We start from the raw sequence: 13462 nt of genomic DNA on the forward strand, positions 1-13462 counted from the left end.
CAGGCAAGATAACCAAAGCAACAAAGTGATAAAACCACAAGGATTTTTTGATAGAGAAATCATAGGTTTCGGCATTAACTCAGATTGGGCTTGAACTATGTTAAAAAAGCACCACTCTCTCAGTGCGCATTATATATATTATGTTAAATAAGGTGTCAGCAGGTGGTAATATCAATGCTGCTTCATCCCCGTTCTTCTCCTCTTCTCTGTATTTGGCTCATTACTAAGTGATATTTAACAGTATTGCGTATTTACCATAAAATAGGTAATAAACACCTATGTTTAAGTACTGCTGCAAATGTTCAGTTTGCATGGTGCTTCAACTTACGTGTTTATTACAGAGTCAGCGTTATGCTGACTCTAGAGATCTTTTATGTTCTTGATGTTAGCTCACGACTTGCGTGATGAATTGATATTTACGCAGAATCATCTCAAGCTCAGAGACTTGTATCGGCTTAGCAAGGAAATCATTCATGCCTGCGTCTTCACACAAAACCTTATCTGAATCCATCGCATTGGCGGTTAACGCAATAATTGGAATGTCGTAGCCGCGCTCTCGAAGAATTTGTGTAGCCTGCAATCCATCAAGTACCGGCATCGAAATATCCATTAAGACAATGTCGTAACTCTCAGGTTTCTTTTCGTACATCGCTATGGCTTCATCACCATTATTGGCAATCTGAACCTTATGACCTCGTTTCTCTAACATCAGTTTGGCAACCAACTGATTTGTCTGGCTGTCTTCCGCCAGTAAGATATTTAGCTCATGATCACTGGCTGGATATATTTCTTCCTGCTGCTTTGAAAACTCAGTATTACAGTTCAAGCATGGCAATATCATCGTAAAGCAGCTTCCCACACCTAATTCACTTTCAAGCGTTATCTCACCGCGCATTTTTGTGATTAGGTGTTGGCTTATGGCTAAACCTAATCCCGTACCACCATATCGTCGCGTTATACTGCAGTCTGCTTGAATGAATGGATTAAACAAATTTTTCTGAGCTTCTTTTGCAATACCAATCCCTGTATCTGTTACTGATACTTGGATCTGTCCATCAGTTGCTTTGGCTAGAATGTGGACTGCGCCATCGTTAGTAAACTTAATGGCGTTGCCGACTAAGTTAAACATGATTTGAGCAATTCTATTTTTATCGCCATGGATAAATTCAGGAACAGAATCATCAATGTTGGCAGTCAAGTCGATATTCTTGATAATAGCTTGTTCTTTTAATTGACTAACCACCAGATCGATACTGTCTTGGATACGCATTTTTGAATGATAAAGTTCAAAGTTTCCTGACTCTATACGTGATAAGTCTAAAATATCGTTGATGATTGTCAGCAATAATTGTGCTGACTGATCCATCTGATTGAGCCAGGTCTTTTGTTCATTATCGAGGCCTGAATCTGCCAAGGTGTCCATTAGGCCAAGTACGCCATTTAATGGCGTGCGAATTTCATGGCTCATCATGGCTAAGAATTGTGATTTGGCTTTATTGGCTGATTCCGCCTGTTTGCGCGCTTCAAGGAGATCAAATAAGCGCTGCTTACGACTGGTAATATTTTTAGCTGTGCCTCGATAACCGAGCAACTTGCCTTTTTTATTGAAGTACGCCGTACCACTGATGCTTATCCATAAGCCCCCTTCACTCTCTGGTAGCTGCCACTCGACATCTTCAAAGGGTTCTTGACTACACAACTTTGTAAGTAAGAGTTGACGTACTTCCTCTTGGTCACCAAAAATATCGAGTATATTTTCATTATCGACAATGTGCCCAGCGAGTTCAGGTGCTGAAATGTAGGTAAAGATATAATCTGTATCTATTTCCCAGAACCAGTCACCTACAGTATTCGCGAAATCTTTAAATCGTTGCTGGCTATATGTTAGTTCTTGTGTTCTTGCAGCAACAAGCGACTGTAGCCGTTCTCTGTAATCGATATCAATGATAGCGCGCTCTAATAACGGTCGAAAACGATCAAGAACACGTCGGCAATGTGGTGTGAATTGCCCTTTATCTGAATGAATAAAGATAAGTAATGCGTCACCGGTACTGACTTTAACGCCTGTTAATAATGCTGATTGGCAGTACATCATTTGTTCAGTTGAGCGCATTGAAAACTCTTCAACACGAGATGGTGAGAACAGGACTATACTTTCTCCGTTCATACACCGAATAAAGGTGCTGGAAACATCCCAAACGCTGGATTGGAAAACTGGGCACGTCGATACCAGTTCAAGTAATGGTGACGATTCATCTTCTCGAGTTAATACAATGGCATTTTCAAAACCGATATATTTACGAAGAACTGATAGTAAGCTATTGAATACTTGACGTTTATTGTTAGCGCCAGCCATGGCCGAAATACCAGCTAAAATTGCAGCATTTTCATCTCGTAGCTGTCTTTCTCTTTCATTACTACGTAATAAATCGAGTAATGTTTCTTGTAACTTCTCAGACTCAAAACGTGGCATTGGCTAGTCCCTGTGAAATAATACGGCTGAAATCATAAGGTTTCCATGAGCATTTTCACCACCTGTAAACTGGCCTTGTTCACCAAATGTAAATGCGCAAATAAACGGAGCGGCATGCATTGCTTTATTAATATAAGTGGCAACATTATTCATTTTATCTTGCACTCGTAGCATACAACCGGCGCAATAAATCGCGATGCCACCAATAGGGTCAAGTGCCTGACTGCTGCCTATTTCGTTAGCAGATTCAATAACACGCCCTGCTCGACTAACTAGCCTTTCTTCTGTCCCTTCCATGAAGAATAGCTTTTCACCTTCCTTCACCGTGGCGAAAAATTCAATACCACCACGATCTGTCAGTCTACATGGGTGTGATAACTTAAAGTACGGTAGATCATGTACTTTGCCAGCGATACGCCCTAATGGGTTCAAGCTGCTTTCACGCATGATTCCAGACACAGTTAGCTCTTTTCCCAGCCAGCCCGAATATACTTCACTGGCTGGGCGACCGTTTAGTTCTATAATTTCACGCCCTTCAACTTTGGTCGCGTATGCATTCTTTCCAGTGCTTGCATAACCGGAGTGAAACGAAAAACTAATTTCACACGAAGGATAAAATACGCAAATACCGACACCTTCTTGTGTACTTTGCAGCTGATTGAAAAGCTTCCAGTTTCCTTTCACATAATCATCTGCAGCACTGCCACCTATGATAGGAACAGGGACGGTGAGCTCGTCCTCAATGCCTTTTAACACATCTTCTTCTGCACCTGGAGTAGCATGAAGCAAGATTAGTGCCGGTAATTCACCAGGCCGATTGCTATTTTCGATGGCCTGCAATACAGCTTGCCTTGCCATGTCATATGGCGACTGATTTGAAGAAACAATTGCAGTACCGTATGCACCGCTATAATCACAAAGCGCCCATAGTGCAATGCCCTCACCTTGCTTATACCCGTCATCGGTCATCACACCTTGGCAGGAAGTACAGGCTAATATTTGGCTGTCTGGATAGGCTTCTTTTAGTCGAGATTGAATGGCTAATTCGTCGTAATGTTCCGAAAAATACGCTAAAACCAACTTAGGATTTGCAATTTTAATATTCAGTTTGCGAATAGCGTCTGAAATCGCTTGATCGGATGAATGAAAGGCTGAGAAGCTAGTGGCAATATCCATAGTTTTCATTATTCTTAGGATGAATTTTCATTAATAATAGTCATTTTTCATCTAACAATCAGCACTCTATCGGTGTTTTGCTTAAATAAATGTTAAGAATTTATTTATCGTGCCGTTATGGATGAAAACGATTGCTTAATCAGCGAAATAAAGGAATAGAAATGGCAAACAAGGTGTTTTTAATAACCGGTGGTGCCCAAGGTATCGGAAAAGGTATATGCGATTTATTAAGTCAAGGTGATGCGGTTGTTTTCGCCGTTGATATAAATGAACAAGCCGGATTTGAATTGGTTGCCAATAATCCACTGATACGTTTTCGTCAGGCCGATGTCACGAGTCAAACTCAGATTCAGTGTGTGATTGATGAAATTCAAAGCCAGTATGGTCGACTTGATGGCCTGGTAAATAACGCGGCTATATCGGATCCCTATAATGCACCATTAGCTGATCTTAATTTGCAAGATTGGCAACGTACGATCGAAATTAACCTTACAGCCCCTTTGATGCTCACCCAGTCTGCGTTAAATCTACTTAATCAAACACAAGGGGCTGTTGTTAATATTGCTTCTACACGAGCAGCTCAAGCCGAACCAAATACCGAAGCCTATTGCGCCTCTAAAGGTGGCTTAGTTGCATTAACCAAAGCATTAGCGGTGAGCCTTGGTCCTAGTGTGCGTGTTAACTGTATCTCGCCGGGTTGGATTCATACTAATGAAAATGAAACTTTGCGCCCTCTCGATCACAGTCAACATTTGACTGGGCAAGTAGGTAACGTCGCAGATATTGCAAATATGGTGGAATTTTTATTGAGTAATAAAGCCAATTTTATTACTGGAGAGAATTTTACAATAGATGGCGGTATGACTAAAAAGATGATCTATGCTGATTAGGGCTAATTTTACGTAATGTGAAGTCAGGTTTCATTCCACAAATAGAGGTTTATTCCTTAAGCCTCTATTTGTGTCATCTATTAGCGTCTACTGATTGAAAATTAATCACTTTTCAACAGTGAAAAGTGCATTTGTTGTTTTTCCATCTTTGTTGATTTTTATCACCCATTCCATTTTATCGTGCATACACGCTGGCACCATAAATTCGCCCTGCCAACCTGTGCCATTTTTAGTGAAGATAACAGGTACAGACCCCATGTACATACTCACACCTTCCACGACAGCTGTAGGTTTAACATGATTGTTATCAATTTGTATGATAATCGGCATGTCAGATTTTAACGCTTCTGAAACAAATGAAATGCCTAGCTTTTCATTTGAGTTTTCATCTAAACACCCTACTGTTGATAATTGACATGTTAGGGCGGTCTCTTTTTCTCGTGATGTTTGATCGTAGGTTATTGTTCTCCAAACAAATGCTGTAATTAACACCACCATCAAGATGATTATTTGAGCAAGCCTGCCTTTGGTAAGTTTTTGTGCTGCCATGTATTCGTACATCCCGTGTTACAGAGTTCAAAGTTTTCACATAAATGTTGCTTAACCGTAAACATAGTGTGGTCTTCACACTGTTAATCACCTGTTATCTAACGTATTATGCGCAATGAAAATGCCACTTTTACAAAAAAATAGCAATTTGATTGTTAAGTTGTTCAAAAAAACAATATGACGTTAATTTAGCTACTGGGTGGTATTGCGACAACTTGTTGTTCGCACAAGGAAAGTAAAGAGTGTAGTTGAACAATAAATAGTGGAAGCATGCAACATGAGCCAAGTAAAGCAGCTTGAACAAAACTACAACTATACAGTCGTTCGTCAATTCACCTTAGTAACTATTCTTTGGGGTATTGTCGGTATGGGTGTTGGTGTATTGATTGCCGCTCAGCTAGTATGGCCGGCGCTAAATTTCGACCTACCTTGGTTGACATACAGCCGTTTGCGACCATTGCATACTAATGCAGTGATCTTCGCATTTGGTACCAGTGCGTTATTTGCTACGTCTTATTACGTAGTACAACGTACGTGTCAAACAAGACTATTTGGTGGGAAATTAGCGGCGTTCACCTTCTGGGGTTGGCAAGCTATTATCCTGTCTGCGGCAATTTCATTGCCGATGGGCTGGACATCCGGTAAAGAATACGCAGAACTGGAATGGCCGATTGATATCGCGATTACAGCTGTTTGGGTAGCCTATGCCATTGTCTTTTTCGGTACAATGATAAAACGTAAAACGTCACATATCTATGTGGCTAACTGGTTTTTCGGTGCCTTCATTCTCACGGTAGCGGTTCTACACATTGTTAACAGCCTTGCAGTACCTGTTTCAATGACTAAGTCTTACTCGGCTTATTCAGGTGCAGTTGATGCAATGGTTCAGTGGTGGTATGGCCATAATGCGGTAGGTTTCCTACTGACTGCTGGTTTCCTTGGTATGATGTACTACTTCGTACCTAAGCAAGCTGGTCGTCCGGTTTACTCGTACCGTCTTTCTATCGTTCACTTCTGGGCATTAGTATCACTTTATATCTGGGCAGGCCCGCACCACCTACATTACACAGCACTACCTGATTGGACCCAATCATTAGGTATGGTGATGTCTTTGGTTCTATTTGCTCCTTCTTGGGGTGGTATGATCAACGGTATCATGACGCTATCAGGTGCGTGGCATAAACTACGTTACGACCCTATCCTACGTTTCCTTGTTGTTTCATTGTCTTTCTACGGTATGTCTACCTTTGAAGGCCCAATGATGGCAATTAAAACGGTTAACGCCTTATCGCACTACACAGACTGGACCATAGGTCACGTACACTCTGGTGCTTTAGGTTGGGTTGCAATGGTTTCTATCGGTGCCCTATACCACCTCATTCCCAAACTGTTCGGTCAAGAACGCATGTACTCAATCAAATTGATTAACGTGCATTTCTGGCTAGCAACGATCGGTACGGTACTTTACATCGTAGCTATGTGGATATCAGGTGTAATGCAAGGTCTAATGTGGCGTGCGGTTAACACTGACGGTACATTGACTTACAGCTTCGTAGAGTCGCTACAAGCGTCTTACCCATTCTACTTCGTTCGCTTCATTGGCGGCTTAATCTTCCTATCTGGCATGTTCTTGCTTGCTTACAACGCATACAAAACCATTGCCGCACCGAAAGAAAGCCTGAAAGCCATTGAGCAAACAGCATAAGGAGTTCGACAGATGAGCAATCGTCATGAAATTGTAGAAAAAAATGTCGGCCTCCTAGCCATCCTTATCGTTATCGCGATCAGCTTTGGTGCGCTAGTAGAAATAACGCCGTTGCTATACCAAGACCAAACCACTGAACCTGTTGAAAACCTACGTCCTTACACGGCGTTAGAGATGGAAGGCCGCGATATTTACATCCGCGAAGGTTGTAATGTTTGTCATAGCCAGATGATCCGTCCATTCCGCTCTGAAACAGAACGTTACGGTCATTACTCTGTAGCAGGTGAGAGTGTTTGGGAACACCCATTCTTATGGGGTTCAAAACGTACAGGGCCTGATTTAGCACGTGTAGGTGGTCGTTATTCTGATGACTGGCACCGTGTTCACCTTCGTGACCCTCGTGCTGTCGTTCCTGAGTCAAACATGCCTGGCTTCCCTTGGTTAGAAGAGAACGTACTTGACGGTAAGTTAACTTCTAAGAAACTTGCAATCTTTAAAGATAACTTCGGTGTGCCATACACTGACGAGCAAGTTGCCAACGCGGGTGAAGCGGTTAAAGGCAAGACTGAAATGGATGCACTGGTTGCTTACCTTCAGTCTCTTGGTCACGCGATGAAATAAGGAGCGTTCTTATGGATATTGGAACCGTTCACAGTATTTGGACCGTCATTTTATTTTCTAGCTTTATCGGCATTGTCGTATGGGCTTTTAGTAAACGTCAGAAAGCGCGCTTTGATGAAGCGGCGAATCTTGTGTTTGCTGATGAAGAAAAAGATGTGGCAACGCGCGATAAAGACAGGAGCTAGGAAGCATGACGACGTTTTGGAGTCTATGGATTACTATCATCACTATCGCGACCTTTGTTGGTATTGCTGCCCTGCTTTATTGGTGTAGCCGAGACAAGATGGGTGTCGAAGAAGGTGAAGATATGGGTCACGAATACGATGGTATTCGTGAAATTAATAACCCACTGCCAAAGTGGTGGTCCTACATGTTTTGGGGCACGCTGATCTTTGGCGCAGTTTACTTAGTGCTATACCCTGGCCTAGGTAATTTTAAAGGCGTACTAGGCTGGACGAGCTCAGACCAAACAGTACGTTCAATGGCTGAGTCTCAAGCGTCGATGGAGCGTTCTCGTCAAGAGAAAACACTGGATCAATACGCTAAAGAACTGGGTGATGCACAAGCACGTTTTGGTGAAACATTCAAAGCGTTGGCATACGACAGTACGGGACATACTCTACTGCCAATTACGCAAATTGCTGAAAACGATGAAGCAATTAAAGTCGGCCAACGTCTATTCATCCAAAACTGTGCACAGTGTCATGGCTCTGATGCACGCGGCCAAGCGGGCTACCCTAACCTAGCAGATAATGCTTGGTTATACGGTGGAGAAGCAGAAACTATCAAAACAACCATCATGAATGGTCGTATTGGTGTAATGCCTGCATGGATTGATTCACTGGGCAAAGACGGCGTGAAAGAAGTCACAAGTTATGTGCTTTCTATGTCAGGTCGAAAAGTAAATGCCAAAGAAGCAGCTGCGGGTAAGCAACGCTTTGTTGTGTGTGCAGCTTGTCACGGTACAGACGGTAAAGGTAACCCTGCTTTTGGTGCGCCAGACCTAACGGATAACACTTGGTTATACGGTGGTTCTCGTCGTGCTGTTGAAGCAACAATCACCCATGGCCGCCAAGGTGTTATGCCAGCATGGAAAGATGTACTTGGTGAAGAAAAAGTACAACTTATTTCTGCTTATGTATGGAGCCTAAGCGAGTCAAATAGCAAATAAATCCCGCTATTCATCATCAGTTACAGTTAATCAGAACATTAACATTTTTAACTGAGACATAACCTATAGCCCCTGATACTCTCAGGGGCTCTTTCCAAGAAGTCTTCAAAGGTAATCAGCATGAAAAAACCATGGTATAAGCAGTTTTGGCCTTGGTTCCTTATGGCAATTCCTGCAACATCAATTATCTATAGCCTCAGCATTGTTTATGTATTCTCACAAAACCAAGTCGACCTTGTTGCTGAAGATTACTACAAGAAAGGCAAAGCGATTAACCTCGACCTATCACGCTTAAAAGTAGCTGATGCGCTTAAATTAAAAGCAAGCCTTCAAGTGGTCGATGATGAAATCACGCTTAATTTCGATAAAGGTGAACTTACGCAATATCCAAACTTGCGTGTCACTTTTACCCACCGTACTCTTGCAGACAGAGACTTTACTCAAATGGTTAGCGCTGATCTTAAGGGCAGCTACCACTTCAACACAACAGCACCAGTTCAAGGTCCTTGGTTTGTTGAAGTTGAACCATTTGAAGGCGACTGGATGTTGCAAGGCCCTGTAGCCCTTCCAACATCCGACCCGATTTCGTTGTACGGGCAGATCAAGGAATGACAAAAGATTGTTACCACTGCGGTGACCCTGTTCTAACGGGTGACCAATTTCAAGTTGAAATCCTGGGTGAAACACGCGACATGTGTTGCCCAGGTTGTGAGGCTGTTGCACAGACTATCGTTGAAAGCGGCCTTACATCCTATTATGAATACCGCACCGCCCCAGCTGAAAAAGCCGACCTTGTTCCGCAGCAGCTTCAATCACTCCTTTTATATGATCACGAAGAAGTGCAGCAAGAGTTTGTACGCAATAATGAAAACAGCAAGGAAGTGACACTGTCACTCGAAGGTGTTTCTTGTGCAGCCTGTGCATGGTTGATTGAAAAACAATTGATGCGTGAAGCTGGAATTATTTCTATTCGAGTTAACACCACAACCCACCGCGCCATACTTGCATGGGACCCTGAACAAACAAAGCTTAGCCACCTTCTTTCTTGTATCCATAAATTGGGTTACAAGGCTGCACCATTCGAAGCCGATGCCCAAGAACAGCATTACCACCAAACCATGAAGCAATATCTCTATAAGCTGGGTATTGCTGGAATTGCAACCATGCAGGTGATGATGCTGGCGGTAGCTTTGTATTTTGAAGTATTTGGTGATTTAGATACAGAGTTTAGAAATTACCTTCGCTGGGTGAGTTTAATTTTTGCCACCCCTGTTCTTTTATACTCCGCACTGCCTTTTTATTTAAACGCATGGCGAAACTTGCGGGCACTGACGCTTGGAATGGATGTCCCCGTTTCTATCGCCTTGTTATTCGCTTATGCTGCCAGTGTTTATGCGACAGTCACTGAAACAGGAGAAGTTTTCTTTGAGTCTATCTCCATGTTTACCTTCTTCTTATTGCTCGGGCGTTTTCTTGAGATGCGAGCCCGTCGTCAAGCCGCAGCAGCCAGTGCCAATTTACTTAAACTAGTGCCAGCAATGGCAACCTTAGAAGACGGTACGCAAGTCGCAGCTAAGACTCTAAAAGTAGATGATATTGTGTCTGTGTTACCAGGGGAAAGTTTACCGGCCGACGGCATAGTACTTTCCGGTGAAACCCATATCGATGAATCTATGTTGACTGGCGAACCTATGCCAGTGCCTCGCAATAAAGATGACCTCGTCTATGCGGGTACCATTAATGGTGACGGTAATATTAAAATTCGTGTCACACAAGATCGTCAAAACTCATTAATATCAAACATTGTCCGCTTGCAAGATGAAGCACAAATGTCGAAACCTAAAGTGGCAGTGCTAGCAGATGTCGTTGCTCGATATTTTGTTGCTGTCATTTTAATTGTTGCTGCAGGCACTTGGTACTACTGGCATCAGCAGCAACCCGATGATGCTTTATGGATCACATTAGCGGTATTAGTAGCTACCTGTCCGTGTGCCCTATCACTTGCCACGCCAACGGCATTAACGTGCTCAACATCTAGCCTTGGTCGATTAGGGATCTTATTACGCCGTGGGCATGTGTTAGAAACACTATGCACAGTGAACCAGCTTGTCATTGATAAAACAGGCACATTAACAGAAGGAAATGTACGCCTTGTTGAAACTCGTCTGTTTGATGATCACACAGAACAGCAGGCTTTAATGGTAGCAGCTGAACTAGAACGGTTTGCTAACCACCCGATTGCGAATGCATTTAAGCCTCACCGCAACGAACAAACTTTATTTAACCATGTCGAGAATACGATCGGACAAGGTTTGATAGGTGAACTAGAAGAACAAAAATGGCGTATCGGACAACTTGCTTTTGCCCTTGAAGGTAACCCAAACGCAGAGCAACTGAGCCGAGAAATGGATAATCAATTTCAAGTCTGGTTGTCCTGTGACGGTAACTTGGTTGCAGCCTTTAAATTAGAAGACCCAATTCGTGAAGACAGTGCTGAGCTCATTCAGCAATTTCACAATGCGGGGATCCGTGTCACTATGCTGACAGGTGATAACTCTATCAGTGCACAACGGGTTGCGAATGAACTCGGTATCGACAAATTAGTTTCTGGTGTCACCCCAGAAGGCAAGCTTCAATACCTCCGGAGCCTTAATACCGATGACATTGCACTTATGATTGGTGATGGTGTGAACGATGCACCTGTTTTGGCGGGCGCTCACCTCTCTGTCGCTATGGGTGGTGGTACCGACATTGCCAAGTCATCAGCTGATATGGTTCTATTGGGTGATCAACTAACGCGTATTCTTAACGCACGTAAGCTCGCGCTGAGAACCAAGAAAATCATCCGAGAAAATTTAGCATGGGCGCTAGGTTATAATTTAATTATTCTGCCATTAGCTGTCGCAGGATTTGTTGCACCTTATATCGCAGTAGTGGGAATGTCGGCGAGTTCGATCATTGTTGTATCAAATTCTTTAAGGTTATTAAAATAAATGGCTAGTCTTTACATTTTGATCCCGATTGCCATCATCTTTGTTTGTATCGCTGTGGCTATCTTTCTGTGGGCGGTTAAATCTGAACAATTTGAGGATCTAGAACGCCAAGGTTTTGATATTTTATTCGATGAAAACGAGAATAAAGCCAAGTCATCACCCAAATCAGATGCTGAAGCAGAATCTAGCAAGCCAGAGTAATTCATGAATATTGATTTCTATGCTGCATTTATTATTGGTCTGATGGGAGCTGGCCATTGCTTAGGAATGTGTGGTGGCGTTGCTGCTGCACTCACCATGGGAATGCCTACGCAGCAACAACACAGCCGTTGGCATTATTTGCTCATGTACAACACTGGACGGCTACTCTCTTACATGATTGCAGGCGCTATCATTGGAGGGGCATTTGCAGGCGTTGCCTCCTTAAGCGGTTCATCTTACCCACTGATAATATTACGTTTATTTGCTGCCTTTATGATGATAGTGCTTGCGCTATACCTAGGGCAATGGTGGCAAGGTCTAACAAAGATAGAAAAATTTGGCCAAGTTATTTGGAAACGTATTGCCCCGAAAGCAAACCGGCTATTACCGTTAAGATCGCCCCTCGCAGCACTGCCCTTTGGTATGGTATGGGGCTGGCTACCCTGTGGTCTGGTATACTCTACATTAAGTTGGGCGGCAGTTTCAGGTAGCTTAATGAGTGGCAGCTTAGTCATGCTTGCCTTTGGTTTAGGAACACTACCAGCCATGCTTGCTGTTGGTGGATTAGCCTCTCAGCTTAAACAGTTGCTTAGTAACCTGTATTTTAAACGTGCAAATGCCTTGTTGTTATTGGGTTATGGCATTCATACTGGTTACATAGCAATCAATCAAATAATGTAGGTTTTTAATACTCGTCATATTGCTTCATAATATGTTAAAATATTGACCTACATCAAATTGGTTAGACAGGCTTATGATTTCAGACAAACTTACAACCAAACGTATCCAGTCAGGCGGATGTGCAATCCACTGTCAGGATTGTAGTATTAGTCAGTTGTGTATCCCATTCACTTTGAATGAGTCTGAATTAGATCAGCTCGATCAAATTATCGAGCGTAAAAAACCAATCCAGAAAGGCCAAGAGCTTTTCAAAGCAGGCGATGAACTAAAATCGCTTTATGCTATTCGCTCAGGCACGATTAAAAGCTACACCATCACCGAACAAGGTGATGAGCAAATTACAGCTTTCCATCTTGCGGGTGACTTGGTTGGTTTCGACGCGATCAATGAAATGCTACACCCGAGCTTTGCTCAATCACTCGAAACGTCTATGGTTTGTGAGATTCCGTTTGAAATCTTAGATGACCTTTCGGGTAAAATGCCAAAACTTCGTCAACAAATCATGCGTTTGATGAGTAACGAAATTAAAGGCGACCAAGAAATGATTCTGCTGCTTTCGAAAAAGAATGCAGAAGAACGTTTAGCAGCATTCTTGTACAACTTATCTCTACGTTTCTCTCAGCGTGGTTTCTCACCTCGTGAGTTCCGTTTAACGATGACACGTGGTGATATTGGTAACTACCTAGGTTTAACGGTTGAAACTATCAGTCGTCTATTGGGTCGTTTCCAAAAGTCTGAAATGCTGAGCGTAAAAGGCAAGTACATCACCATTATAGATCATGAAGAACTAGCACGATTAGCAGGTGTGAGCAAAAACAACAACCTGTAAAATTCTATTTTTCAATGAAAACAAAAAGTGATACGTTTTTGATGCGTATCACTTTTTTTATATTTGCCATTCGTATTTATCCCCTTTTCTCCCCACTTGCGTTACAGTTAGTTATACCTGTTTTAAATCTATACTAGGTATCTGTAGTTTTATTTGCACGTTTATATTGCAGT

At 42.6% G+C, this 13462-nt stretch carries 13 protein-coding genes; 10 read left to right on the plus strand and 3 right to left on the minus strand.

Features of this window, described 5'->3' with window-relative positions; all coding sequences use genetic code 11:
• Nucleotides 1-385 precede the first annotated feature (385 nt).
• Both OCU77_RS09005 and OCU77_RS09010 read right to left on the minus strand, forming a co-directional pair.
• Nucleotides 386-2473 (minus strand): ATP-binding protein, encoded by a 2088-nt coding sequence (locus tag OCU77_RS09005; protein WP_107302866.1) that lies wholly within the window; start codon nucleotides 2471-2473, stop codon nucleotides 386-388.
• 3 nt (nucleotides 2474-2476) lie between these two features.
• A complete protein-coding gene (locus tag OCU77_RS09010) occupies nucleotides 2477-3649 on the minus strand; it encodes an FIST signal transduction protein (RefSeq protein WP_048898370.1) in 1173 nt (390 codons plus the stop codon).
• A gap of 161 nt (nucleotides 3650-3810) precedes the next feature.
• On the opposite strand from OCU77_RS09010, the gene OCU77_RS09015 reads away from it, so the two are divergent.
• A complete protein-coding gene (locus tag OCU77_RS09015; RefSeq protein WP_193391649.1) occupies nucleotides 3811-4539 on the plus strand; it encodes an SDR family oxidoreductase in 729 nt (242 codons plus the stop codon).
• Between the two features lie 105 nt (nucleotides 4540-4644).
• On the opposite strand, the gene OCU77_RS09020 is transcribed toward OCU77_RS09015, so the two are convergent.
• A complete protein-coding gene (locus OCU77_RS09020) occupies nucleotides 4645-5088 on the minus strand; it encodes a hypothetical protein (RefSeq protein WP_048898371.1) in 444 nt (147 codons plus the stop codon).
• A 277-nt stretch (nucleotides 5089-5365) separates the two neighbouring features.
• Between OCU77_RS09020 and ccoN the strand changes: the two genes are divergently transcribed.
• The 9 genes from ccoN (at nucleotide 5366) to OCU77_RS09065 (ending at nucleotide 13289) form a co-directional block, all read left to right on the plus strand.
• A complete protein-coding gene (gene ccoN, locus OCU77_RS09025; RefSeq protein ID WP_048898476.1) occupies nucleotides 5366-6793 on the plus strand; it encodes a cytochrome-c oxidase, cbb3-type subunit I in 1428 nt (475 codons plus the stop codon).
• Nucleotides 6794-6805: 12 nt separating this feature from the next.
• Nucleotides 6806-7414, plus strand: coding sequence for a cytochrome-c oxidase, cbb3-type subunit II (gene ccoO, locus OCU77_RS09030; RefSeq protein ID WP_048898372.1), 609 nt, complete (start codon nucleotides 6806-6808; stop codon nucleotides 7412-7414).
• An 11-nt stretch (nucleotides 7415-7425) separates the two neighbouring features.
• Nucleotides 7426-7599, plus strand: a complete 174-nt coding sequence (locus tag OCU77_RS09035; protein ID WP_048898373.1) for a cbb3-type cytochrome oxidase subunit 3 — start codon at nucleotides 7426-7428, stop codon at nucleotides 7597-7599.
• A gap of 5 nt (nucleotides 7600-7604) precedes the next feature.
• A complete protein-coding gene (gene ccoP, locus OCU77_RS09040) occupies nucleotides 7605-8585 on the plus strand; it encodes a cytochrome-c oxidase, cbb3-type subunit III (protein WP_048898374.1) in 981 nt (326 codons plus the stop codon).
• Between the two features lie 120 nt (nucleotides 8586-8705).
• Nucleotides 8706-9197 (plus strand): FixH family protein, encoded by a 492-nt coding sequence (locus tag OCU77_RS09045; protein WP_048898375.1) that lies wholly within the window; start codon nucleotides 8706-8708, stop codon nucleotides 9195-9197.
• Nucleotides 9194-11578, plus strand: coding sequence for a heavy metal translocating P-type ATPase (locus tag OCU77_RS09050; RefSeq protein WP_048898376.1), 2385 nt, complete (start codon nucleotides 9194-9196; stop codon nucleotides 11576-11578). Before OCU77_RS09045 ends, OCU77_RS09050 begins: the two co-directional genes overlap by 4 nt.
• Nucleotides 11579-11779, plus strand: a complete 201-nt coding sequence (ccoS, locus tag OCU77_RS09055; protein ID WP_048898377.1) for a cbb3-type cytochrome oxidase assembly protein CcoS — start codon at nucleotides 11579-11581, stop codon at nucleotides 11777-11779. It abuts the gene before it with no gap.
• A gap of 3 nt (nucleotides 11780-11782) precedes the next feature.
• Nucleotides 11783-12460 carry a sulfite exporter TauE/SafE family protein gene (locus OCU77_RS09060; protein WP_107302867.1) on the plus strand — a complete coding sequence of 226 codons (678 nt, stop codon included), beginning with the start codon at nucleotides 11783-11785 and terminating at the stop codon, nucleotides 12458-12460.
• Nucleotides 12461-12533: 73 nt separating this feature from the next.
• Nucleotides 12534-13289, plus strand: a complete 756-nt coding sequence (locus OCU77_RS09065) for an FNR family transcription factor (RefSeq protein ID WP_048898378.1) — start codon at nucleotides 12534-12536, stop codon at nucleotides 13287-13289.
• The last annotated feature ends 173 nt before the right edge of the window (nucleotides 13290-13462 follow it).

It is taken from the genome of Photobacterium swingsii (assembly GCF_024346715.1).
Classification (GTDB): Bacteria; Pseudomonadota; Gammaproteobacteria; order Enterobacterales; family Vibrionaceae; genus Photobacterium; species Photobacterium swingsii.